The organism is Streptomyces sp. LN549 (assembly GCF_043203805.1).
GTDB lineage: Bacteria > Actinomycetota > Actinomycetes > Streptomycetales > Streptomycetaceae > Streptomyces.
In genome coordinates this window covers 2,163,145-2,187,840 of record NZ_JAZHRI010000002.1, presented here as the reverse complement: position 1 = coordinate 2,187,840, position 24,696 = coordinate 2,163,145, and the positions used below count along the sequence as shown (strand labels likewise).

The 24,696-nt window shown below is 68.1% G+C and carries 18 protein-coding genes, 1 tRNA gene and 1 pseudogene; 9 read left to right on the top strand and 11 right to left on the bottom strand.

The window, feature by feature from the left end:
• Positions 1-144 precede the first annotated feature (144 nt).
• From SH922_RS09635 to SH922_RS09625, 3 genes are all read left to right on the top strand, one after another.
• Entirely contained in the window at positions 145-1,548 is a 1,404-nt protein-coding gene (locus SH922_RS09635) for a pyridoxal phosphate-dependent decarboxylase family protein (RefSeq protein WP_393056935.1), read from the top strand.
• Positions 1,545-2,963 carry a lysine N(6)-hydroxylase/L-ornithine N(5)-oxygenase family protein gene (locus SH922_RS09630; protein WP_393056933.1) on the top strand — a complete coding sequence of 473 codons (1,419 nt, stop codon included), beginning with the start codon at positions 1,545-1,547 and terminating at the stop codon, positions 2,961-2,963. Before SH922_RS09635 ends, SH922_RS09630 begins: the two co-directional genes overlap by 4 nt.
• 74 nt (positions 2,964-3,037) lie before the next feature.
• Entirely contained in the window at positions 3,038-3,445 is a 408-nt protein-coding gene (locus tag SH922_RS09625) for a peptidoglycan-binding protein (RefSeq protein ID WP_393056931.1), read from the top strand.
• A 100-nt stretch (positions 3,446-3,545) separates the two neighbouring features.
• Here the strand turns inward: SH922_RS09625 and SH922_RS09620 are convergent, their stop codons facing one another.
• Positions 3,546-5,357, bottom strand: coding sequence for a bifunctional metallophosphatase/5'-nucleotidase (locus SH922_RS09620; RefSeq protein WP_393056929.1), 1,812 nt, complete (start codon positions 5,355-5,357; stop codon positions 3,546-3,548).
• Positions 5,358-5,575: 218 nt separating this feature from the next.
• On the opposite strand from SH922_RS09620, the gene SH922_RS09615 reads away from it, so the two are divergent.
• The 3 genes and pseudogenes from SH922_RS09615 to SH922_RS09605 all read left to right on the top strand — a co-directional run bounded on the left by SH922_RS09615 (position 5,576) and on the right by SH922_RS09605 (position 7,857).
• A complete protein-coding gene (locus tag SH922_RS09615) occupies positions 5,576-6,274 on the top strand; it encodes an SIMPL domain-containing protein (protein WP_393056927.1) in 699 nt (232 codons plus the stop codon).
• Positions 6,275-6,422: 148 nt separating this feature from the next.
• A pseudogene (gene pyk / locus SH922_RS09610) lies at positions 6,423-7,329 on the top strand (pyruvate kinase); the annotation flags it as partial.
• Between the two features lie 66 nt (positions 7,330-7,395).
• Positions 7,396-7,857, top strand: a complete 462-nt coding sequence (locus SH922_RS09605) for a pyruvate kinase alpha/beta domain-containing protein (protein WP_393063508.1) — start codon at positions 7,396-7,398, stop codon at positions 7,855-7,857.
• Positions 7,858-7,867: 10 nt separating this feature from the next.
• Here SH922_RS09605 and SH922_RS09600 read toward each other — a convergent pair whose 3' ends face one another.
• Together SH922_RS09600 and SH922_RS09595 are read right to left on the bottom strand one after the other, a co-directional pair.
• On the bottom strand, positions 7,868-8,632 hold the full coding sequence (locus SH922_RS09600; protein WP_393056925.1) for a transcriptional regulator: 765 nt from the start codon (positions 8,630-8,632) through the stop codon (positions 7,868-7,870).
• A gap of 109 nt (positions 8,633-8,741) precedes the next feature.
• Positions 8,742-8,816 (bottom strand) — tRNA-Leu (locus SH922_RS09595).
• 96 nt (positions 8,817-8,912) lie between these two features.
• Between SH922_RS09595 and SH922_RS09590 the strand changes: the two genes are divergently transcribed.
• On the top strand, positions 8,913-9,563 hold the full coding sequence (locus SH922_RS09590) for an ANTAR domain-containing response regulator (RefSeq protein WP_148015825.1): 651 nt from the start codon (positions 8,913-8,915) through the stop codon (positions 9,561-9,563).
• Between the two features lie 86 nt (positions 9,564-9,649).
• On the opposite strand, the gene SH922_RS09585 is transcribed toward SH922_RS09590, so the two are convergent.
• The 7 genes from SH922_RS09585 to SH922_RS09555 all read right to left on the bottom strand — a co-directional run bounded on the left by SH922_RS09585 (position 9,650) and on the right by SH922_RS09555 (position 18,828).
• Positions 9,650-10,366 carry an ABC transporter ATP-binding protein gene (locus tag SH922_RS09585; protein ID WP_356324248.1) on the bottom strand — a complete coding sequence of 239 codons (717 nt, stop codon included), beginning with the start codon at positions 10,364-10,366 and terminating at the stop codon, positions 9,650-9,652.
• Positions 10,363-11,289, bottom strand: a complete 927-nt coding sequence (locus SH922_RS09580) for an ABC transporter ATP-binding protein (RefSeq protein WP_393063507.1) — start codon at positions 11,287-11,289, stop codon at positions 10,363-10,365. Before SH922_RS09580 ends, SH922_RS09585 begins: the two co-directional genes overlap by 4 nt.
• Before the next feature lie 5 nt (positions 11,290-11,294).
• The gene (locus tag SH922_RS09575) at positions 11,295-13,079 is read right to left on the bottom strand and encodes a branched-chain amino acid ABC transporter permease (RefSeq protein WP_393056922.1); all 1,785 of its coding nucleotides are present in this window, start codon (positions 13,077-13,079) and stop codon (positions 11,295-11,297) included.
• Between the two features lie 5 nt (positions 13,080-13,084).
• Entirely contained in the window at positions 13,085-14,014 is a 930-nt protein-coding gene (locus SH922_RS09570; RefSeq protein WP_350988694.1) for a branched-chain amino acid ABC transporter permease, read from the bottom strand.
• A 100-nt stretch (positions 14,015-14,114) separates the two neighbouring features.
• A complete protein-coding gene (locus tag SH922_RS09565) occupies positions 14,115-15,326 on the bottom strand; it encodes a branched-chain amino acid ABC transporter substrate-binding protein (protein WP_393063506.1) in 1,212 nt (403 codons plus the stop codon).
• A 647-nt stretch (positions 15,327-15,973) separates the two neighbouring features.
• On the bottom strand, positions 15,974-16,444 hold the full coding sequence (locus SH922_RS09560; protein WP_393056919.1) for a PaaI family thioesterase: 471 nt from the start codon (positions 16,442-16,444) through the stop codon (positions 15,974-15,976).
• Positions 16,445-16,554: 110 nt separating this feature from the next.
• On the bottom strand, positions 16,555-18,828 hold the full coding sequence (locus tag SH922_RS09555; protein ID WP_393056917.1) for an FdhF/YdeP family oxidoreductase: 2,274 nt from the start codon (positions 18,826-18,828) through the stop codon (positions 16,555-16,557).
• 166 nt (positions 18,829-18,994) lie between these two features.
• Between SH922_RS09555 and polA the strand changes: the two genes are divergently transcribed.
• Positions 18,995-21,706 carry a DNA polymerase I gene (gene polA, locus SH922_RS09550; RefSeq protein ID WP_393056915.1) on the top strand — a complete coding sequence of 904 codons (2,712 nt, stop codon included), beginning with the start codon at positions 18,995-18,997 and terminating at the stop codon, positions 21,704-21,706.
• A gap of 79 nt (positions 21,707-21,785) precedes the next feature.
• On the opposite strand, the gene SH922_RS09545 is transcribed toward polA, so the two are convergent.
• The gene (locus SH922_RS09545; protein WP_393056913.1) at positions 21,786-22,676 is read right to left on the bottom strand and encodes a DUF4184 family protein; all 891 of its coding nucleotides are present in this window, start codon (positions 22,674-22,676) and stop codon (positions 21,786-21,788) included.
• A gap of 186 nt (positions 22,677-22,862) precedes the next feature.
• Between SH922_RS09545 and SH922_RS09540 the strand changes: the two genes are divergently transcribed.
• A complete protein-coding gene (locus SH922_RS09540) occupies positions 22,863-24,545 on the top strand; it encodes a lytic transglycosylase (protein WP_393056911.1) in 1,683 nt (560 codons plus the stop codon).
• Positions 24,546-24,696: the final 151 nt, after the last annotated feature.

Sequence of the window (24,696 nt, the reverse complement as noted above, 5' to 3'; positions counted from 1 at the left end):
AGCCCCCCACCAACGCCCCCAAGCGCCCACCCATCCCCCTTTCGAGTTCAGATCACCACGCTCCCCGGCCGCGCCCCCCGGAACCCGGACAAGCTGGCATGTCCACCCATGCCCAACCGTGCGCACCCGAAGGGCCACCACTCCATGCCCACCCCACCCCTCGCCGGATCCACCACCGGCCCCGCCGCCCTGCGCCCCCTCATCGACACCGTCCTCACCGCACTCCAAGAAGGCGCCCGCCGCCGCAACGGCCCCCTCCCCGCCGGCGGACCCGACACCGTAACCACCCGCATGCGCACCGCCCTCGACCCCGTCATCCCCGAACACGGAACCGGCCCCCACCACGCCCTCGCCACCCTCATCAGCGCCCTCACCGAAGGCGCCGCAGACCCCGCAGACCCCCTCTGCGCAGCCCACCTCCACACCCCACCCCTCGCCCTCGCCACCGCCGCCGACCTCGCCGCCTCCGCCCTCAACCCCTCCATGGACTCCTGGGACCAGGCACCCGCCGCCTCCGCCCTCGAAGCCGACACCACCGCAGCACTCGCCGCCGAGATCTACCCCCACCACACCCACCCCGACGCCCTCGTCACCACCGGCGGCACCGAAGCCAACCAACTCGCCCTCCTCCTCGCCCGCGAACGCCACGGCCCCGTCCAGACCATCTGCGGCACCAACGCCCACCACAGCCTCACCCGCGCCGCCTGGCTCCTCGGCCTCCCCGCACCCCTCACCGTCCCCGCCCCCCACGGCACCATCGATCTCACCGCCCTCGGCGACACCCTCACCCGCCACCAGGGCCAAGCACCCCTCCTCGTCACCGCCACCGCAGGCACCACCGACACCGGCCAGATCGACCCCCTCACCGCAATCGCCGACCTCTGCGACACCCACGGCGCCGAACTCCACATCGACGCCGCCTACGGCGGACCCCTCCTCCTCAGCCCCACCCACCGCCACAAGGTCAACGGCCTCGACCGCGCCCACAGCGTCACCCTCGACCTCCACAAACTCGGCTGGCAACCGGCATCAGCCGGCATCCTCGCCGTCCCCGACCACCACCACCTCGACGCCCTCCACCACCAGGCCCCCTATCTCAACGCCGACGACGACACCCGAGCCGGACTCCCCGACCTCCTCGGCCGCTCCCTGCGCACCACCCGCCGCCCCGACGCACTCAAGATCGCCGTCACCCTCCAAGCACTCGGCCGCACCGGACTCGCCGACCTCATCGACCGCACCTGCGCCGCCGCCCACCACCTCGCCGACCTCATCACCAAGACCCCCACCCTCGACCTCTACGACCAACCCACCATCACCACCGTCCTCTTCCGCCCCACAGGCACCGACGACCACACCGTCGCCACCATCCGCCGCACCCTCCTCACCCGAGGCCACGCCGTACTCGGCCGCACCCGCACCCATGGCCACCTCTGGCTCAAAGCCACCCTCCTCAACCCCCACACCACCCCAGACGACCTGCAAAAACTCCTCGACCTCGTCACCCGCCTCACCACCGAACTCACAGAAAGCAGCACGCACCGATGACAACCCGGCCCGACCGGCCCACCCCCGACACCGACCAGCCACACGACCTCATCGGCATCGGCATCGGCCCCTTCAACCTCTCCCTCGCCGCCCTCGCCCACGGCATCCCCACCCCGATCACCACCGCCTTCTACGAACAACGCCCCGCCTTCCACTGGCACCCCGGCCTCCTCATCGACGGTGCCAGCCTCCAAGTCCCCTTCCTCGCCGACCTCGTCACCCTCGCCGACCCCACCAGCCCCTGGACCCTCCTCAACTACCTACGCACCCGCGACCGGCTCTTCCCCTTCTACTTCGCCGAGCGCTTCCACATCCAACGCGCCGAATACGACGCCTACTGCCGCTGGGTCAGCCAACAACTCCCCGGCCTCCACTTCAGCCACCAAGTCGACGCCATCCGCTGGAACCCCGGACACGCCCACTTCGAAGTCGACTTCACCCAACTCGACCCCGACGGCGAAGCCGAAGCCCTCGGCCGCGCCCACACCCGCCACATCGCCCTCGGCATCGGCACCGAACCCCACATCCCCGAACCCCTCAGACCCCTCACCGACGCCGGAACCGTCCCCGTCATCCACTCCGCCGACTACCTCCACCACCGCCAACAACTTCTCGACGCCGAACACATCACCGTCATCGGCTCAGGACAATCCGGCGCCGAGATCTTCCTCGACCTCCTCCGCGCCCGCCCCACCGGCCACGAAAAACTCCACTGGCTCGCCCGCACCCCCGCCTTCGCCCCCATGGAGTACTCCAAACTCGGCCTCGAACACTTCACCCCCGACTACACCCGCTACTTCCACGCACTCCCCGAACCCGTACGCGACCAACTCGTCCCCCACCAATGGCAACTCCACAAAGGCATCGACCACGACACCATCACCGCCATCCACGACGAGCTCTACCGCCGCACCCTCCACGGCGGCTGGCCCGACGCCACCCTCACCCCCGGCGTCCATGTACGCACCGCAGGCCGCGTCGCCACCACCCGCATCGAACTCCACCTCGAACACACCCAACAAGGCACCCGCACCCGCCTCACCACCGACGCCGTCGTCCTCGCCACCGGCTACCGCGAACGCCCCCTCGACCACATCCTCGGCAGCCTCGGCACCCACCTGCGCCGCGACACCTCCGGACGCCCCCGCATCGACGACCAGTACCGCCTCGACCTCGACCCCGCCATCACCGGCAACATCTACGTACAGAACGCCGAACGCCACACCCACGGAGTCGGCGCCCCCGACCTCGGCCTCGCCGCGTGGCGCAGCGCCACCATCCTCAACAACCTCACCGGCACCACCCCCTACCCCCTCCCACAACGCACCGCCTTCACCACCTTCGGCCTCACCCCCCACAACCCCAACATCCCCGCACAACACCCCGCCCTCGTCCCCCTCGCACGAGGCAACTGACAGGGCGCAACCACACAGAAGGCGGCCGCCCACCCCAGGAAGGGAAACAGCGGCCGCCCGGCGACTTCCGCCGCGTGGTGATATTCGAGAAATGGGCCAACACATCACACAGCGTCTACTGGGCGTACGAACAACGCGGCACATACGGCACAACCCACCGGCAGCTCAAGTACGGCATCGGCAGCGACCACTACGCCCCCTTCCGCCCGGTCAAGTTCGGCGGCAGCAGCGGCGGCGGCGGCGGCGGCGGACAGCCCCAGGTCCCCAGCGCCTCCTGGCCCACCCTCAAGAACGGCTCCAAGGGCGCAGACGTGAAGTCCGCCCGACAGCTCCTGACCGCGCGGGGCTGCACAACCGCCGCCGACAGCAGCTTCGGCCCCACCACCCGCTCCGCGGTGATCCGCTTCCAGAAGTCCCGGTCCCTGACCGCCGACGGCGTCATCGGCCCGAACACCTGGCGCGCCCTGCTCGGCACCCGCTGACGCGAACAGTCACGACAGCCGGCCGACGGCTCCTTCCCACCGCACCCGCAGCGGGAAGGAGCCGTCACCACACACGACAAGACCGACGCCAGAACACCGGCTAGAACACCGGCGAACCGTCCCGCGTCAGACGCCAGTCCACCGAAGCGAACTCCGCACCATCCACCGAACCCTTTGCCTGCACCCACGCAATGATCGTGTTCCGGATCTCCTCCGAATTCGCCCACAGCTGCTTCGCACCCGGAACGTGCGGGAAGTTACCCCCACCGCTCGCCCGGTAGTTGTTCACCGCCAGCACGAACTGCGCCGCCGGATCGATCGCCTTCCCCTCGAACGACAGATTCACGATCCGCGAACCATTCGGCTTCGCGATGTCGATGTCATACGTCAGACCGGACACCGCGTCGTAGTTGTAGTCGGGAGTGTTGTCCGCGTTCGTCAGCTTCGCCGTATCCACCGGAGCACCCGCCGCCGTCTGCACGTAGTACCGCGCCGAGAACTCCAGATAGTCCTTGATCTGCGCGCCCGTCAGCAGTCGCGCCTCAAGCGTGTTCTCGAACGGATAAAGACCCGCCGCATCCTTGATCGTCACATTCCCCGCAGGGATCTGCGCCGTACGCGAGAAACACGACGCCTGCGACAACACCGGCAGAGCCGCGTACTCGCCACCCGCCAGCGCCGCCTTCACCGTCTCCGCCTGGACGACATTGATCAGATCGATGATCGGCTCGTCCTTCCACGCCGCCTCGGCCGTCGTCATCGCCGCAGTCGACGTACCGATCACCTGGTTGACGTACGCAACCACCTTCGTGTGCTCGTCCGCCAGCATCCGCGTGATCTTCGGGTCCTCAGCCACCGTGTTCGAGTTCAACACCTGCGAACCGGCCTTCTCGACCACCCAGCGGCCCTTCTCCCACACCAGGTCGAAGTCGAACAACGTCAGCCGCTGCCCCCACTTCAGCGGCTCGGACAGCACCACCTTCTTACCGGTCTGCTTGTTCTCCACGAAGTACTCGGGAATCTCCAGGTGCGCATGACCCACCAGAATCGCATCGATCCCCGGCACCTGCTCCGCCACGAGACCCGCAGCATTCTCCACGTACGGAATCTGATCACCGTACGACGACGTCCCGCTGTTCCCCGAGTGCGCCGACACGATCACCACATCCGCACCCATCGAACGAAGCCGCGGCACATACTTCGCCGCCTGCTCCTCAAGACCCGGGAACACCATCTTCCCGCCCACGTTAGCCTTGTCCCAGATCGCGATACCCGGATTCGTCAGCCCCAGGATCGCCACCTTCACATCCCGGCCGTGCGGCGTACGCAACTTCTTGATCACATACGGAGCGAACGCCGGCCGCAACGTCTTCGCATCCAACGCATTCGCACCCAGCAGCGGGAAATCACACTGCTCCTCGAACTTCCGCAGCACCGGAATGCCGTAGTTGAACTCATGGTTGCCGAGTGCCGCCGCGTCATAACCGATCGCGTTCATCGCCTGCGCCATCGGGTGCACCGGCCCACGCTTCGCCGTGATCGGATCGATCTTCGCGTAGTAGTACGACAACTGCGTGCCCTGGATCGTGTCACCCGCATCGATCATCAGGGTGTTGTGACGACCCTTCTCCCGACGCACCTGATCCACCAGCGTCGAGATCTTCGCCAGACCCACGTCGTTGTGTGCCTTGTCGTCGAACTCCTTGTCGGTGAAGTAGTCCCAGTTGAAGACATTCCCGTGCAAATCCGTCGTACCCATCACGGTGAACGAGTACCGCTTCGGCGGACGCCCATGCCCCTGCCCGGACCCGCGACCATGCGCCTCGGCAGGTACCGCGGCACCGCCCGCAATCGCCACACCGGCACCGGCCGCGGCCGATGTGCCCAGGAACGTCCTTCGGTTCAGCGGCATCTCGTCTCCCACAATCTCTGATCTCTCCGTGCACAGTTCTGTCCGTACACAACGCGCGTAGACCCCACGCACGCGTGGACAACGCGCGTAGATAATCACCCACGAACCACGCCCGGCAACACCCCCAGCAGGTTTCTATTCGATGACCACCCGCCGTCGCCCCCGCCGTCGCCCCCGCCGTCGCCCCCGCTGTCACACCCCAGTGCCACAGTGAACCCATGACCGACACCACACAGCCCTACGGCACCCCCGACCAACCCCGCCTCGCCGTCCGCGGCGAAGCGCGCCTCCAGGTCGACCCCGAAATCGCCCGCGTCGGCATCACCGTCAGCGCCCGCGGCAAAGACCGCCGCGCCGCACTCGAAGACCTCACCCGACGCAACACCACCGTCCTCGACCTCGCCCGCAGCTACGGACCCGCCGTCGAAAAACTCGAAACCGGCGCCCTCTCCATCACCCCGGAACTCCACCTGCACGGACGCGACGAAAAAGTCCGCGCCTACCACGGCCGCGTCCACATCACCGCCACGCTCAACGACTTCACCGCACTCGGTGAATTCACCACCCGCGTCGCCGACCTCGACATGACCCGCATCGACGGACCCCACTGGGCCCTGCGCCCAGACTCACCCGCCCACGGCCAAGCACGCCGCCAAGCCGTCCACGAAGCCGTCCAACGCGCCCGCGAATACGCCGACGCCGTCGGCGCCCAACTCGCCGCCCTCGTCGAACTCGCCGACCTCGGCGCCGAGAACGCCACCCCCGCCCCCTTCGCCCGCGGCGCCTACGGCGGCCCGCCACCCCTGACGGGAGGCGCCGCCCCCGGAGCAGCCCCCGCCCTCGACCTCGAACCGCAACAGAAAACCGTCTACGCCCAGGTGAACGCCCGCTTCATCATGACCCCACCAAAACTCTGAAACCCCGAACTCCGAAACCCCGAACCGAATGCTCATCCGAGCACCCCGCCGCACAATTCAACACTTGTCAAAAACCCTTCATCCAAAGGTCGTTACCCAGTCATGCACAGCCAATTAACTACCCGTAAGTAAGGTCTAGGCTCACACCATGCGCCGAGCCAAAATCGTATGCACCCTAGGACCCGCAACCGACACATACGACCAGATCAAAGCCCTGGTCGACGCGGGAATGGACATCGCCCGCCTCAACCTCAGTCACGGCACCTACGCCGAACACGAAGACCGCTACCACCGAGTACGCAAAGCATCCGACGAAGCCGGACGCAGCGTCGGCATCCTCGCCGACCTTCAAGGCCCGAAGATCCGCCTCGGACGCTTCCGCGAAGGACCCGTACTCCTTGAACGCGGCGACGACTTCACCATCACCGTCGAACCCATGGAAGGCGACCGCCACACCTGCGGCACCACGTACACCGGCCTCAACGCCGACGTCACCGCCGGCGAACGCATCCTCATCGACGACGGCCGGGTCACCCTCGAAGTCACCGAAGTCGACGGCCCCCGCGTCCACACCACCGTCATCGAAGGCGGCATGGTCTCCGACCACAAAGGACTCAACCTCCCCGGCGTCGCCGTCTCCGTCCCCGCCCTCTCCGAAAAAGACATCGAAGACCTCCGCTGGGCCCTGCGCACCGGCGCCGACGTCATCGCCCTTTCCTTCGTCCGCAGCGGACGCGACATCGAAGACGTCCACCGCATCATGGACGAGGAAGGCCGCCGCCTCCCCGTCATCGCCAAGGTCGAGAAGCCCCAGGCCGTCGACAACATCGACGACATCGTCGCCGCCTTCGACGGCATCATGGTCGCCCGCGGCGACCTGGGCGTCGAAATGCCCCTGGAACAGGTCCCGATCGTCCAGAAGCGCGCAATCAAACTCGCCAAGCGCAACGCCAAGCCGGTCATCGTCGCCACCCAGATGCTCGACTCGATGAATCGACAACTCCCGCCCCACCCGCGCCGAAGCCTCCGACGTCGCCAACGCCGTCATCGACGGCACCGACGCCGTGATGCTCTCCGGCGAGACCAGCGTCGGCAAGTACCCCATCGAGACGGTCCGCACGATGTCCCGCATCGTCGAAGCGGCGGAGGAGGACATCCTCGCCAAGGGCCTGCCCCCGCTCACCGACCGCAACAAGCCCCGCACCCAGGGCGGCGCGGTAGCCCGCGCGGCAGCGGAGATGGGCGACTTCCTCGGCGCGAAGTTCCTGGTCGCCTTCACCCAGAGCGGCGACACGGTCAAGCGCCTCTCCCGCTACCGCTCACCCATCCCGCTCCTGGCCTTCACTCCGGACCCGGCCACCCGCTCCCAGCTGAACCTCACGTGGGGTGTGGAGACGTTCCTGGGGCCGCACGTGGACTCGACGGACGCGATGGTGGCGCAGGTGGACGAGGAGCTGCTGAAGATCGGCCGCTGTCAGAAGGGCGACGTCGTGGTCATCACGGCAGGCTCCCCGCCGGGCGTCGCGGGCTCGACGAACCTGGTGCGGGTGCACCACATCGGCGAGGACGACAGCCCGAAGTAGAGGGGCTGGCTCAGTATTTCGGCCCGACGCGTGCATCCATGAGGGCTACGGATGCCCGTCGGGCAACGGAGATGTTCTTGCCGCTGGCGCGTCTCCACTCGACTCCCACCTGGTCGAGCGTGCTGGTGAAGAGCCCCAGGATGTCGGGCGACAGGTTGGTGAAGAAGTAGCGGGGGTACTCGTACCGTCGTTGTTCGCCACCGACCAGGCGCGTGGCCCAGTTGATGATCCGGCAGCCGTCGGAGTGGATGAGGCCTCGGATGAACTCCCAAGGGTGCGCATCCACGATGATCTGCTGCCAGTCGGCGAGAGTGATCCTACGGTCGTGCTTCTTGCCGGGGCCGTGCTGAGGGAAGAGGCAAGGCCAATGCTTGCTGGAGCATGTGACGTACTGACAGCCTGGACTCGATACCAGACCTACTTTGTTGGCCGGTCGCGCGATCTGTACGGCTTCGATGCAGGCGTCGATGAGTCCCGGCCAGGCGTCGGCGCATGCGATGCGGAGGCTGTACACGCCTCGCTTGGTCGCACTGATGCAGCCGTCGCCGAGGTAGAGGCCAAGTAGGTACGAGTATGCGGCAGGCGCGTCGGGGGGCCTGGGTGCATCGCCGCATCGAGGGCATTCGCGGCCGCGGTCGTATCCGAGGGGCTCTATTCGCACGAGCCAGGAACGGATGGCGGCTCGGGAAATGCCAGTCTGCTTGCTTACCGAGTTCTGGCTGAAGCCCTGATCGAGGAGAGCCAGCGCATGCTTTCGTGTTTCACGGTCGTACACGTGGCTGAGCTTGGAGGGATCTTTGCGATCGAGGGAGGAAATGGTGCTGCAGTCACACGATCACGTGAATCTGCGCCATTTCCATGCAACCTTGGAATCTAAGGAAAAGTGCCCCAGGTGGGATTCGAACCCACACTGTCCGCTGTTTGAGAGCGGCCTCTCTAACCAGTTGGAGTACTGGGGCCTTAGAAAGGAAGGGTATCCCCTGCCCTGTGTAGTGCCACCATATCGTAGCTAGGTACGCTCGTGGGAGCTGTACCTGCCTGAACCAAGGAGCCCCGTGACCACCCCCGAGTCGCCCCAGCCCGTCGCCGACGACGACAAGTCGCACGTCCCGCCGCTGACGACCCGCGTCGTCATCGCCGAGGACGAGGCGCTCATCCGCCTCGACCTCAAAGAGATGCTCGAAGAAGAGGGGTACTCGGTCGTCGGTGAGGCCGGAGACGGGCAGCAGGCTGTCGAGCTGGCCCGGGAGCACAAGCCGGACCTGGTGATCCTCGATGTGAAGATGCCGGTCCTCGACGGGATCTCCGCCGCCGAGAAGATCGCGGAGGAGTCCATCGCGCCCGTCCTGATGCTCACCGCGTTCTCGCAGCGCGACCTCGTCGAGCGGGCCCGGGACGCCGGGGCGATGGCGTACCTCGTGAAGCCGTTCAGCAAGAGCGACGTGGTGCCGGCCATCGAGATGGCGGTGTCGCGGTTCGCGGAGCTGAAGGCGCTGGAGGGCGAGGTCGCGGACCTGTCGCAGCGGCTGGAGACGCGGAAGCTCGTGGACCGGGCGAAGAGCATCCTGCAGACGGACTACGGCCTGTCCGAGCCTGCCGCGTTCCGGTGGATCCAGAAGACGTCGATGGACCGGCGGCTGTCGATGCAGCAGCTGGCGGAGGCGTTGATCGAGGACGCCGAGGAGAAGAAGCGGGCGGCCGAGTAGGCGTACCCGCACTCGTACTCGTACACGAGGAAGGCCCGCGTCCCGGAGCAGATCGTCCGGGGCGCGGGCCTTCCTCGTGCGCGGGGTCAGTCCTCGCCGAGGTACGCCTTGCGGACGGACTCGTCGTGGAGGAGGTCCGCTCCGGTGCCGGAGAGGACGATCTTGCCGATCTCCATGACGTGGCCCTGGTCCGCGAGGGAGAGGGCGGCCTGGGCGTTCTGCTCGACGAGCAGGATGGTGGTGCCCGAGGCCTTGAGTTCGACGATGGTCTCCATGATCTTCTGCATCATGATCGGGGAGAGGCCCATGGAGGGTTCGTCGAGCATGAGCAGTTTGGGCTGGGACATGAGGGCGCGTCCCATGGCGAGCATCTGCTGTTCGCCGCCCGAGAGGGTTCCGGCGGCCTGCTTTCGGCGTTCCCCGAGGATGGGGAAGAGGTCGTAGGCGCGCTGGATGTCCTTCTCGATGCCTGCCTTGTCGTTGCGGAGGTAGGCGCCGAGGAGGAGGTTCTCGGTGATCGTCAGCCGGGGGAAGATGTGGCGGCCCTCGGGGGAGTGGGCGAGGCCCAGTGCGACGATCTTGTGTGCGGGGATGTTGGTGAGTGGCTTGCCCTCGAAGAGGATGCGGCCGCCGATGGGCTTGAGCAGCCCGGAGAGGGTGCGCAGGGTGGTGGTCTTACCGGCGCCGTTGGTGCCGATGAGGGTGACCACCTGGCCGGCGTCGACGGTGAAGGAGATGCCTTTGACGGCTTCGATCTTGCCGTAGGCGACGCGGAGGTCCTCGACCTCGAGCAGTGCGGTCATCGGGTGTCCTCCTCCTCGGTGGTGGCGGTGGCGGTGGTGGTGTCCTTGGTGCCGGCGCCGGCCCCGGTGCTTGCTTCGGCTTCCGCTACCGCTTCGGCCGCTTCGACTTCGGCGACTTCCTCGGCACCGGGGGCGCCTTCGAAGGGGGTGCCGAGGTAGGCGGCGATGACGCGTTCGTCGCTCTGGACGACTTCGGCGGTGCCTTCGACGAGTTTTTCGCCTTGGACGAGGCAGGCGACGCGGTCGCTGAGGTTGAAGATGAAGCGCATGTCGTGCTCGATGACGAGGACGGCGATGCCTTGGTCCCGGATGGCGAAGATGAGTTCTTCGGTGACTCGGGTTTCCTGGGGGTTCATGCCGGCGGTGGGCTCGTCCAGGAGGAGGAGTCCGGGGTCGCTGGCGAGGGCGCGGGCGATCTCCAGCTTGCGCTGGTCTCCGTAGGGGAGGTTGCGCGCGAGGTGGTCGGCCTTGTCCTGGAGGCCGATGAACTCCAGGAGTTCCATGGCGCGTTCGTGGCTGGCCTTTTCGGCTTTGGTGAAGCCGGGGAGGCGCAGGAGTGCGGACCAGAGGCCTTCTTTGGTTCTGGTGTGGCGTCCGACGAGGACGTTCTCCAGGACGGTCATGTTGGCGAAGAGCCTGATGTTCTGGAAGGTGCGGGCGATGCCTGCCTTGGTGACGAGGTGGGGCTTGGGTGGCAGGACGGTGCCTTTGTAGCTGACCTTGCCCTCGGTGGGGACGTAGAGGCCGGTGAGGCAGTTGAAGAAGGTGGTTTTGCCGGCGCCGTTGGGGCCGATGAGTCCGACGATTTCGCCTGCGTTGACGGTGAGGTCGACGTTGCGTACGGCGGTGAGGCCGCCGAAGCGCATGGTGACGCCGCTGGCGTCCAGGACGGTGGTCGTGGTCTTCGTGGTGGTGGTGGTCATGGTGGTCACGCCCCCGCCTTGGTGATGCCGGCGTCGTTGTCTTCGGACTGCCGTGGTTCTGGTACGACGATGGGGTCGTTGTCGTGGAATTCGAGTTGTTTCCGGCGGTCGGCGACCAGGCCTTCGGGGCGGAAGCGCATCAGGAGGATGAGTGCGATGCCGAAGAGGAAGAGCTGGTAGTCCTGCATGAACTGCAGCTTGGCCGGGATGAGGTAGAGCAGTGCGGCGCCGACGAAGGGTCCGCTGAGGGTTCCCATGCCGCCGAGGATGACGGCGGCGAGGAGGAAGGCGGAGTTCGGGGGCACGGAGCCGGCGAACTGGTACTGCTCGGGTGTCACCGTGTAGTTGACGTGCGACTGGACCGTGCCGGCGAGGCCGGCGAGGGTGGCGCCGAGGGCGAAGGCGAGGAGCTTGAGCCGGAAGGCGTTGATGCCCATGGCGGTGGCTGCGGTTTCGTCTTCGCGGATGGCGACCCAGGCGCGGCCGATGCGGGAGTCTCCGGAGCGGCGGAAGACGAGGACGACGACGGCGGTGACGACGAGCATCAGCAGGTAGTAGTTGGCGGGCCTGCTGAGGGTGAAGGGGCCGATGTCGTGGCTGAGTCCGAAGTCGATCCCGAACAGGTTGAGGTCGGGGATGCTGGGGATGCCTTGGGAGCCGTTGGTGAGGTCGGGTCCGCTGTTGCCGTTGAGGTTGTTGACGGTGACGCGGAAGATCTCTCCGAAGCCGAGTGTGACGATGGCGAGGTAGTCGCCGCGCAGTCGCAGGGTCGGGGCGCCGATGAGGACGCCGAAGATCAGTGAGACGGCGGCTCCGGTGAGGACGGCGGCCCAGAAGGGGAATTGGACGCCGATGGCGGAGAGGGGTGCGCCGGAGACGAGGGCGGCTGTGTAGGCGCCGACGCCGAGGAACGCGACGTAGCCGAGGTCGAGGAGGCCGGCGAGGCCGACGACGACGTTGAGGCCGAGGGCGACGGTGGCGAAGATGAGGATGTTTGCGCCGATGAGGGCGTATTCCGCGGTGTCCTGGGTGAAGGGGAAGCAGAAGGCTGCGGCCAGGGCTGCGGTGAGGGTGACGTTGCGGTGCTTCGTGGTCAGCGCGGTGATGCGGGCGATGAGGCCGGCCCGCGTGAGTGCGGTGAAGGCGAAGGCGGTGGTGATGAGGAAGCCGATGAACTGTTCGGATTCTTCGGTGGGGATGTCGACGCAGAAGGTGAAGACGTAGAGCGCGGCGCCGAAGGCTGCGGTGATGATGAGGATTTCGGCCCAGGCGGGGAGGGGCTTGGCGCGGCCGACGGAGGGTGCGGCGAGGCTGTTGCGGAAGAGCTTCCAGGGGCCGGGCCGGGGTTCGTCGGTGGGGAGTGGTTCGTCGCTGGGGAGTCCGAGGGCGGCGAGGAGGGCGATGAGTGCGCCGATGCCGCTGACCCAGGCTCCGGGTTCGAGGTTGACCACGCCGCCGAGCTCGTAGGTGATGGCGCCGATGGTGTAGCCGGTGACGCCGAGGGTGCCGAGGGCGAGGAGGCGTACGGGGCTGTTGGTGCCGCCGGGGGTGAGCCAGCGGAGGCCGGGGATGCCGTATCCGCAGAGGGTGAAGAGGAGGGTGAGGACGGCGCCGGTGAGGGTGAGGATCTGGAGGCCGCCGGGGTAGCCGGTGACGGTGAGGTCGCCGGGGAATTCGGAGGTCCAGGTCCAGGGGAGGAAGGTTCCGGCGAGCGCGATGGCTGCGCCGGCGGCGGTGGCGATCCGGGCGATCGGTGTGGGGAGGGGGATGAGTGCTTTCTGGGTGGTCATCCGTATCACGCCCGATCCGCGACGCGTTCGCCGAGCAGGCCCTGGGGCCGGAGCAGCAGGACGACGATGAGGAGGACGAAGGCCCACACGTCCTTCCAGGCGCCGCCGCCGAAGAGGTCCATGCCGGGGACGTCGCTCATGTAGCCGGTGGCGAGGGATTCGGCGACGCCGAGTACGACGCCGCCGAGCATGGCGCCGTAGATGTTGCCGATGCCGCCGAGTACGGCTGCGGTGAAGGCTTTGAGGCCCATGATGAAGCCCATTTTGAAGCCGATTTGGCCGTTCTTGAGCCCGTAGGCGACGGCTGCGACGGCTGCGAACGCGGCACCGATGGCGAAGGCCATGACGATGATGCGGTCGGTGTTGATGCCCATGAGTTTGGCGGTGTCGGGGTCCTGGCTGGTGGCTTGCATGCCGCGGCCGGAGCGGGTCTTGGAGACGAAGAGGCCGAGGGCGATCATGCAGACGGGTGCGGCGATGAGGACGAAGAGGTCACCGCGTTGGATGTGGGCGCCGAAGATGTCGAATGCTTCGCCCTTGAACTGGGGGAAGGGTCGGTCCTTCGTGGCGTCGGGGTACCACTTCCAGATGGCCTGCTGGAGTGCGAGGGAGAGTCCGATCGCGGTGATCAGCGGGGCGAGCCTGGGGGCGGTGCGCAGGGGCCGGTAGGCGAAGCGTTCGGCTGCGACGCTGATGGCGACGGAGCATATGACGCCACCGATGATCATGAGTGGGACGATTGCGAGGAGGTTGGCGCCGGCCGGCATCCAGAGGTACACGGTGAGAGCTCCGAAGCCTCCGATCATGAAGATCTCGCCGTGGGCGAAGTTGATGAGCTGGATGATTCCGTAGACCATCGTGTATCCGATCGCGATGAGTCCGTACATCGCGCCGAGGATGAGTCCATTGGCCAGCTGTTGCGGCAGTTCGTGCACCGCAGGGCCTCCGTGGAGTGGTTCGGATATGGCACCGCGCGGGAGCGCTCGTAGCGCTCCCGCGCGGTCTGGTGTCAGTCAGTGCGTGACCGGGAGCTTGTTACGGCTTGTAGGCCTCGCTGAGCTTGGAGGCCCACTTGCCGCCGTCGACCTGGTAGGCGGTCATCATGGTGTTGGTGGTGTCGCCGAATTCGTCGAAGGAGACGGGGCCGGTGACGCCCTGGAAGTTGACCTTGCTCACGGCTTCGAGGACCTTGGCGCGGGCGTCGTCGGGGAGCTTGCCGTCGTTGGCTGCGACGACGGCCTTGACGGCCTCGATGATGGCCCAGGTGGCGTCGTAGGTGCCGCCGCCGTAGGCCTCGTAGGCGTCCTTGTATCCGGCGGTCTTGTAGTTCGCGATGAAGGCCTTGGCGGAGTCGAGTTCTTCGACGGGCTTGCCGACGGAGGTGGCGATGTCGCCCTGGGCCTTCTTGTTGAGCTTGATGAAGTCGGCGCTGTACATGCCGTCGCCGCCCATGAGGGGGATCTGGACGCTGTCCTTGAGCTGCTGGCTCAGGGGTGCGCCGGCGGGGTATTCGCCGCCGTAGTAGACGGCCTTGGCGCCGGACTTCTTGACCTTGGTGACGACGGCGTTGAAGTCGCGGTCGTCGGGGTTGACGTGGTCGGATCCGGCGATCTTGCCGCCGAGGCCGGTGAACGTCGCCTTGAAGGATGCTGCGAGACCGGCGCCGTAGGGCTTCTGGTCGTCGATGAGGTAGACCTGCTTGATCTTCGCGTTGTTGTAGAGGTACTTCGCGGCGAAGGCGCCCTGGATCTGGTCCGTGGTGGCGGTGCGGAAGTAGGTCTTGAAGGGGCGCTTCTTGTCGCCGGTCTTCCAGTTGTCGCCCTGGGTCAGTTCGGTGCCCGTGTTGGCGGGGGAGATCTGGGTGAGGCCGGCGTCGTTGAGGGGCTTCTGCATCGACTGGGAGACGCCGGAGTTCAGCGGTCCGACGACGCCGAGGACCTTCTTGTTGTCGATGAACTTGGTGGCGTTCTGCTGGCCGACGGAGGGCTGGGCCTGGTCGTCGAGGGGCTGGACCTCGAACGTGATGCCCGGGACCGTCTTCTCCTTGTTCGCCGTTTTGGCGGCGAGGTCGGCGGAGTTCTTGATGCCGAGGCCGAGGGCGGAGAGGTCACCGGTCAGCGGGGCGTCGACGCCGATGACGACGGTCTGCGTGTCGCCGCCGCTGCTGCCCTTCTTGTCGTCGTCGCGCGACCCGCAGGCGGTGAGTGTCAGTGCTCCTGTGGTGAGCACTGTGGTGAGGATGAGCAAAGAACGGTGTCGCACGAAAAGTCCTTTCCCTGGCGCGGCCTCCTCTGCTTGAGGTGCCGTGTCGTTCGCCGGGCCGTACTGATTGGTACAGGGCCGTGCTGCAGACGCGCCCGGCGGCGCGGTGACTGGCGGTGACTCTAAGGGCAGGGATGGGGGTCGGGGATGGGGGTGGCGCAGGATGTGACTGTCTTGTTATGCCCTTGAGCAAGGCTTGAGGTGGCTGTGTGGACATGTACGGCTTTTTACCGGACGGTGAAGTGACCGCATGGTGAGAACGCGCAGCTCTGTTAAGGGGCTTGAGGTGATCTTGGTGCTGTCGCGTGACGGGGGTGTGTGGAGGCGGGGGAGGGCGCGCCTCGGTGCCCGGTGCCTGCGGGGCCGGGTTCTTTGTGTCGCGTGGGGCGGATGCACATTGCGCGCTTGTTACGCAGTGTTACATCGGGGGTGGTGTGGTCGACGCGGTGTGGTGGGTGCGCAGGCGGGGTGTGGCAGATGAGTGGGCCATGGAACGGGGTGGGTGGTCAAGGGGGTTGGTTGCCGGTGTTGTGCAAGTTCGGTGTGCGGGGCGGTGGTTGTGCCCGGGTATGGGTCTGCCCGGCCGGTTTGGGGTTCCGGCCGGGCAGGGGTGGTGCGGGGGTGGTGCGTGGTCAGGAGGCGTCGGTCCTGGGGAGGTCGCGGAGCAGACAGGTGAGGCGGGCGGTGCAGATGCGCTTGTCCTGTTCGTCGGTGATGACGATCTCGTACGTGGCGGTGGTGCGGCCGCGGTGTACGGGGGTGGCGACGCCGGTGACGTGGCCGCTTCGTACCCCTCGGTGATGGGTGCAGTTCAGGTCGACGCCGACGGCGACCTTGGATGCGCCGCCGTGGAGCATGGTGCCGACGGAGCCGAGGGTCTCGGCGAGGACGGCGGAGGCGCCGCCGTGCAGGAGTCCGTAGGGCTGGGTGTTGCCTTCGACGGGCATGGTGCCGACGACGCGGTCCGCGGAGGCTTCGGTGATCGTGACGCCCATGCGTTCGCCGAGGTGGCCTGCGGAGAAGAGGGCGGGCAGGTCGACGCCGAGGCTGGCGTACTCGTCGATGATCTCCTGGGGGAACTTGGGTGTGGTGTGCTCGCCCATGGGTCCGGCTCCGATCGTCTGCGGTGGTTCGCTGCTGTGTGCACGTTCTTGCGTGTGTGCACTGTTCTTATCAGACGACTGAGCGGGCGCTTAGTGTCGCCTGGGGGGTGTCAGCGCAGGTTCTCGAAGCGCACCACGACGGATTTGCTGGCGGGGGTGTTGCTGGTGTCGGCGGTGGAGTCGAGGGGGACCAGGACGTTGGTCTCGGGGTAGTAGGCGGCGGCGCAGCCGCGGGCGGTGGGGTAGTGGACGACGCGGAAGCCGGGGGCGCGTCGTTCGGTTCCGTCCTTCCATTCGCTGACGAGGTCGGTGTAGGTGCCGTCGGGGAGGCCGAGGGAGGTGGCGTCGTCGGGGTTGACGAGGACGACGCGGCGGCCGCCCTTGATGCCGCGGTAGCGGTCGTCGAGGCCGTAGATGGTGGTGTTGTACTGGTCGTGGGAGCGCAGGGTCTGCAACAGGAGGCGGCCTTCGGGGAGTTCGGGGAACTCGACGGGGGCGGCGGTGAAGTTGGCCTTGCCGGTGGCGGTGGGGAAGCGGCGGGAGTCGCGGGGGCCGTGGGGGAGGGTGAATCCGCCGGGGTGGGCGATGCGTCGGTTGAAGTTCTCGAAGCCGGGGACGACGCGGGAGATGCGGTCGCGGATCGTCGCGTAGTCCTTCTCGAACTCTTCCCAGGGGGTGGTGGAGGCGGGGCCGAGTACGGCGCGGGCGAGGCGGGCGACGATGGCGGGTTCGGAGAGCAGGTGGGGGCTCGCGGGGGTGAGGTTGCCGCGGGAGGCGTGGACCATGCTCATGGAGTCCTCGACGGTGACGAACTGCTTGCCGCCGGCCTGGACGTCCTTGTCGGTGCGGCCGAGGGTGGGCAGGATCAGGGCCCGGGTGCCGGTGACGGTGTGCGAGCGGTTGAGTTTGGTGGAGACGTGGACGGTGAGGCGTGCGGTGCGCATCGCGGCCTCGGTGACGTCGGTGTCGGGGGAGGCGGCGACGAAGTTGCCGCCCATGGCGAAGAAGACCTTGGCGTCGCCGTCGCGCAGCGCCTGGATGGAGCGGACCACGTTGTAGCCGTGGTGCCGCGGTGAGGTGATGGAGAATTCCTTGTCGAGGGCGTCGAGGAATGCGGGCGCGGGCCTCTCGAAGATGCCCATGGTGCGGTCGCCCTGGACGTTGGAGTGGCCGCGGACGGGGCAGACTCCGGCGCCGGCGCGGCCGATGTTGCCGCGCAGCAGAAGGAAGTTGACGACCTCGCGGATGGTCGGCACGGAGTGCTTGTGCTGGGTGAGGCCCATGGCCCAGCACACGATGGTGCGCTTGGAGGCGAGGACCATGGCGAGGGCTTCTTCGATGGCGGCGCGGTCGAGTCCGGTCGCGGCGAGGGTCTGCTCCCAGTCCGCTTGTGCGGCTGCGGCCGCGAACTCTTCGTAGCCGTGGGTGTGTTCGGTGACGAAGGTTTCGTCGACTGCGCCTTCGGTCTCCAGGATCATCTTGTTGAGGAGCCTGAAGAGGGCCTGGTCGCCGCCGATGCGGATCTGCAGGAAGAGGTCGTTGAGAGCTGCGCCCTTGACCATGCCGAGGGGGGTCTGCGGGTTCTTGAAGCGTTCGAGTCCGGCCTCGGGCAGCGGGTTCACCGAGATGATCTTCGCTCCGGCGGACTTGGCCTTCTCCAGGGCGGAGAGCATCCGGGGGTGGTTGGTGCCGGGGTTCTGTCCGGCGACGATGATCAGGTCGGCGTGGTGGAGGTCCTCCAGGGAGACGGAGCCCTTGCCGACGCCGATGGTCTCGGTGAGTGCCGAGCCGGATGACTCGTGGCACATGTTGGAGCAGTCGGGCAGGTTGTTCGTGCCGAACTCGCGGGCGAACAGCTGGAGGAGGAACGCGGCCTCGTTGCTGGTGCGCCCGGAGGTGTAGAAGAGGGCCTCGTCGGGGGAGGTGAGGGCGCCGAGCTCCTCGGCGATGACGGCGAAGGCGCGCTCCCAGGTCACGGCCTCGTACCGGTCCGCACCCTCGGGCAGATACATGGGTTGCGTGATGCGTCCTTGCTGGCCGAGCCAGTAGCCGCTGCGGGTGGCGAGGTCGGCGAGCGGGTGCGCGGCGAAGAAGTCCGGGGTGACGCGGCGCAGGGTGGCTTCCTCGGCGACGGCCTTGGCGCCGTTCTCGCAGAATTCGGCGGTGTGCCGCTTGTCGCCTTCGGGCCAGGCGCAGCCGGGGCAGTCGAAGCCGTCCTTCTGGTTGACCTTGAGGAGGGTCTGCGCGGTGCGGCGGATGCCCATCTGCTGCTGGGCGATGCGCAGGCTGTGGGCGACGGCGGGCAGCCCGGCGGCGGCGTGCTGGGCCGGCTCGACCCGGGGTGCGTCCTGGACCGGGTCTCCTGCGGGCGGCTTGGTGGCCATCGTGCTCCCCTTCGAGCCTGCCGCGGACCTTGTGCGGTCCGCTGTGCGTGTTTCCTTCTCCTCGATCCTGGCACGCGGTGCGGGCGGGCCGCCCGGTGAGCGGTCGCGCGGCGGCCGGGGGCGGTCGACGGTCCGGATTGTCAGTGGTACGTGGCAGGATCGGGGTGTGGCTGAGACGGCATCGAAGAAGACGGCAGACAACCGACCGCGCCTGCTCCTGATGGACGGGCACTCCCTGGCGTACCGGGCGTTCTTTGCGCTGCCTGCGGAGAATTTCACGACGGGGGCGGGGCAGCCGACGAACGCGGTGTACGGCTTCGCGTCGATGCTCGCGAATACGTTGCGTGACGAGGCGCCGACGCATTTCGCGGTGGCGTTCGATGTGTCGCGCAAGACGTGGCGCTCGCAGGAGTTCCCCGAGTACAAGGCGAACCGGTCCAAGACGCCGGACGAGTTCAAGGGCCAGGTCGAGCTGATCGGTGAGCTGCTGGACGCGATGCACGCCGACCGTTTCGCGGTCGACGGCTTCGAGGCGGACGATGTCATCGCGACGCTGGCGACCCAGGCCGAGGCGGCCGGGTTCGAGGTGCTGATCGTCACGGGTGACCGTGACTCGTTCCAGCTGATCACGGACAATGTGACGGTGCTGTACCCGACCAAGGGTGTGTCGGAGCTGACGCGGTTCACCCCGGCGAAGGTCGAGGAGAAGTACGGGCTCACTCCGCAGCAGTACCCGGACTTCGCCGCGCTGCGCGGTGACCCGTCGGACAACCTTCCGGGCATTCCCGGGGTGGGCGAGAAGACGGCCGCGAAGTGGATCAACCAGTTCGGTTCGTTCGACGAGCTGGTGGCGCGGGCCGAGGAGGTCAAGGGGAAGGCCGGGCAGAATTTCCGCGACCACCTGGACGCGGTGCGGCTGAACCGGCGGCTGACCGAGATGGTCCGCGATGTGGAGCTGCCGAAGACCCCGTCCGATCTGGAGCGTGCTCCGTACGACCGCACGGCCGTCACCGGGGTGCTCGATGTGCTGGAGATCCGCAATCCGAGCCTGCGTGAGCGGCTGCTCGCGGTGGACCCGGGCAAGGCCGAGGACGAGGCTCCGGCGCCCGCCGCGGGCGTCGAGCTGGACGGTTCGGTGCTGGGTGCGGGTGAGCTCGCTCCGTGGCTGGCCGAGCACGGCGCCCAGCCGCTCGGTGTCGCCACGGTCGACACCTGGGCGCTCGGCAGTGGCACGGTCACCGAGATCGCGCTCGCCGCGGCAGGCGGGGCCGCCGCCTGGTTCGACCCGGCACTGCTCGACGAGGCCGACGAGCAGGCCTTCGCGGCGTGGATCGCGGACGCGGACCGGCCGAAGGTCATGCACAACGCGAAGAGCGTGATGCGGGTCTTCCCGGAGCACGGCTGGCGGACCGAGGGCGTCTCGATGGACACCGCGCTCGCCGCCTATCTGGTCAAGCCGGGCCGGCGCTCCTTCGCGCTGGACGCCCTCGCCGTGGAGTACCTGGGCCGTGAGCTCGCTCCGGCGTCCTCGTCCGACGGGCAGCTGGCGTTCGGTGCGGACGACCAGGCCGAGGCCGATGCCCTGATGACGCAGGCCCGTGCGGTCCTGGACCTCGGTGACGCGTTCACGGCGCGGCTCAAGGAGGTCGGTGCCGCCGAGCTGCTGCACGACATGGAGCTGCCGACGTCGATCCTGCTGGCCCGTCTGGAGCGGCACGGCATCGCGGCGGACCGGGCCCATCTGGAGGGCATGGAGCAGCAGTTCGCGGGCGCCGTGCAGCAGGCGGTGAAGGAGGCGCACGCCGCGGTGGGCCGCGAGTTCAATCTCGGTTCGCCCAAGCAGCTGCAGGAGGTCCTCTTCGGTGAGCTGGGCCTGCCGAAGACGAAGAAGACGAAGACGGGCTACACGACGGACGCGGACGCGCTGGCGTGGCTGGCCGGGCAGACCGAGCACGAGCTGCCGGTGATCATGCTGCGCCACCGCGAGCAGGCGAAGCTGCGGGTCACGGTCGAGGGCCTGGTCAAGACGATCGCGGCGGACGGCCGTATCCACACCACGTTCAACCAGACGGTCGCGGCGACCGGCCGGCTGTCCTCCACCGACCCCAATCTGCAGAACATCCCCGTCCGTACGGACGAGGGCCGGGCGATTCGCCGGGGCTTCGTCGTCGGCGAGGGTTTCGAGACGCTGATGACGGCGGACTACAGCCAGATCGAGCTGCGGGTGATGGCCCACCTCTCCGAGGACGCGGGCCTGATCGAGGCGTTCACGTCCGGCGAGGACCTGCACACCACGGTCGCCTCCCAGGTCTTCGGCGTCGACAAGTCCGCGGTCGACCCGGAGATGCGGCGCAAGATCAAGGCCATGAGTTACGGGCTGGCTTACGGGCTGTCCGCGTTCGGCCTGTCCCAGCAGCTGAACATCGAGGCGGGCGAGGCCCGGGGCCTGATGGACACGTACTTCGAGCGGTTCGGCGGAGTCCGTGACTATCTGCACCGGGTGGTGGAGGAGGCCAGGGCCACCGGCTACACGGAGACGGTCTTCGGCCGCCGCCGCTATCTGCCGGACCTCAACAGCGACAACCGCCAGCGCCGTGAGACGGCGGAGCGGATGGCGCTCAACGCACCGATCCAGGGCACCGCCGCGGACATCGTCAAGGTCGCCATGCTTCACGTCGACCGCGCGCTGACCGAGGCGAAGCTGAAGTCGCGGATGCTGCTCCAGGTGCATGACGAAATCGTGCTGGAGATCGCTGCGGGCGAGCGGGAGCGGGTGGAGGGGATCCTGCGCCACGAGATGGCGACGGCGGTGCAGTTGCGGGCGCCGCTGGACGTGTCGGTCGGGGTGGGCACGGACTGGGAGTCCGCCGCGCACTGACGCGACGCGGGTCCCTGCCGGGGTGCTGGGCCCGCAGTCCCCGGCCCCGCAGTCCCCGGCCCCCGCAGTCCCCGGTCCTTCAGGCGCCGGTCCTTCGGTCGCCGGTCCGGCTCGTGTCCCGGGCCGGACCGGCGACGGGGAGCGCAGGTGTAGGTGTGCCGGCGCCCCGGCTCCGGAGCCGCATCCACGCCCCGTACAGCACGAGTCCGACCGCCAGCCCGGCGCCCGCGCCGAAGCAGGCGGTCGGAATGATGTCGAGCGGTGTGTCCACGTGTCCGAAGTACGCGTACCAGCGCGCGCAGCGGTGCACGATGCCCAGCAGGACGCACAGTCCGAGGAACGCGCAGGTCCACCAGCGCGCCCGCCGGTCCAGGACGGGTAGGGACGCCGGTGCCGGCGGGGCCCCGGTGCGGCGCAGTCCCGACACGGTGAACCACACGAGCACGGTGAGTGCGAGGGCCGAACTGCCGTACTGCACCAGCTGGAACACCGGGTATCCGGCGGTGTTCTGCCCGAGCAAGGGCACCAGTCGCACCCCCCACCGGTCGTGGTGGGTGAAGGCGTCCCAGACGACATGTGTGGCGGCACCGATGACGGCCGACACCACGAACCACGCAGCGTCCCGCAGCCCCCGCCGCCCCTGTCCCGGTGGGCGCCGGGCTCCGCGGACCCACGCGTGCACGCGCCCCTGCCAGGTGGCGGGCAGCAGTGCCACGAGGGGTTCGCGCAGCAGCAGCCACAGTGCCACGGTCGCCGCGGTGATCAGGACGTCCACCGTGAACACCCCCCACCACGCGTGCGTGACCTGCCCGAACTCCATGGCGCCCGGGATCGCGCTGTCCGCGTAGTACGTCATGTCGGGGGCGAACGAGCCTGCGACGAGAGCCGAGGCGAGGAGCGGTCCGCGGCTCGTTCCGTTGCGGCGGATCCCGGGGAGGACGGCTGCGGCGTGACTGAGCGTGAACGGCATGGGGGAAGTATGCGTGAGCCGCCGTCACGGACCCCTCGCGAACTGGACAACGTGCTGGCCGGAAGGTGAGAAACCGGTAAGAAGCGGTCCGGCCGCTGTGTTCGGGCGGCACAAGTTGCCGTAGGGTCGCCTGAGTCCAGGCGCAGGGGAGCGCGGACAGCCGACGACGGGGAGGGCCCACACGTTATGGCAGCGCAATTCGGTCGCCGACTGCGCAGGGGGGCGACCACGACTGCCGTGGCCGCCGCCGCTGTGGCGGCACTCACCGCTTCGCAGGGCCCCGGTTCACCCCTGGTGGCGTCGGAGGGCGACCAGTCGAACCAGCCGACTGCCGGTTCGACGCCCTCGGGTGACGGTGCCGCGTCCGGCAACTCGCCCTACTTCACCGACCTGCCGCCGCTGAACACCCCCAACAAGCCGGGCACCTCCGTCAATCTGCCCGTGACAGGCAGTGCGGAATCGGGCATTCCGGCCTCTGTCCTGGCGGCGTACAAGAAGGCCCAGCAGGCCGTCGCTGGTACGGACGCCGCCTGCCGGCTGCCGTGGCAGCTCCTCGCCGCGATCGGCAAGGTCGAGTCGGGCCAGGCCCGCGGCGGCCGCGTCGACGCGCAGGGCACCACGTTCTCCCCGATCCTCGGCCCGGCCCTCAACGGCCAGGGCTTCGCCCTGATCAAGGACACCGACAACGGCGCCTACGACGGGGACTCGACGCATGACCGGGCGGTCGGCCCGATGCAGTTCATTCCGTCCACGTGGGAGACCTGGGGCCAGGACGGCAACGCCGACGGCCGTAAGGACCCCAACAACATCTACGACGCGGCCCTCGCCGCCGGGCGCTATCTCTGCGCCGGCTCCCGGGACCTGTCGCTCGCCGCCGACCTGGACCGGGCGGTTCTGAGCTACAACCACTCGGACGAGTACCTGCGTACCGTCCGTACCTGGTTCGAGTACTACAACCGTGGCACCCACGAGGTGCCGGACGGTACGGGCGTCCTGCCGGTCGAAACCAGTACGGGGACCCACCGGGACGTCGACACCGACACCCCGCGCACCACCCCGTCGACATCGCCGACGCCCACGCCCACCCCGACACCTACGCCGAAGCCCCCGGCGAAGCCGAGCCCCACGCCCACCGACCCGAGCACGCCGACGACGCCTCCCCCGACGCCCGATCCCACCCCGTCCCCGGTCCTGGCCGCCGTGCAGAACGCGGGCACCGGAGAGCTGACCGCCACGGCGGGCGACGCCTTCGCCGAGCGGATCAAGGTCCGGGCGAAGAGCGACCGCGGCACTCCGCTCGCCAAGGTGTCCGTGACCTTCACCGTCGTCGGTGACACGGACGCCACGTTCGACGGCGCGAAGAGCACGGTCACCCTCGTCACCGGGGCCGACGGCACGGTCACCGCACCGGTGCTGACGGCGGGCGAGAAGACCGGCGGGTTCAGCGTGAGTGCGACGGCCACCGGCACCTCGCTGCCCGCCGTCACGTACGCGGCCACCGTCACCGCCCGCCAGGCCGACGCCATCGCCAGGACGGGCACCGCGGAACTGACCGCCGTGGCGGGCCAGACGTTCGCCGACGTCACGGCCGAGGCCACGTACAAGGGCGCGGCCGCCGGCCGGGTCGCCGTCACGGCCACCATGATCACCGACGGGGGCGAGCCGGTCGAGAACGACAAGGGCCCGTACTTCACGAACGACGACGGCGACCCGGTCCGCACCCTCGTGTTCACCACGGACGCCGACGGCAAGCTCACCCTGCCGAAGATCTACGCCGACGGCGCCGCGGGCACGTACAAGCTGCGCCTGACCACCGAGGGCGGCGCCACCGTCGTCATCGAGCTCACGGTCGAGGCCCCTGCCGCCTGACCCACGCGCACCAGGGCCCACCATGCCCCGAACAGTCCCTTGGCCGGCACCCGGCCAAGGGACTGTTCTACGTGTTCTCATCTCGCCCCCCGGTTGCTACGGTGCCCCAGCCCTGACGACCCATCAGTTACTCGCCTCCGGGAGGCCGAGC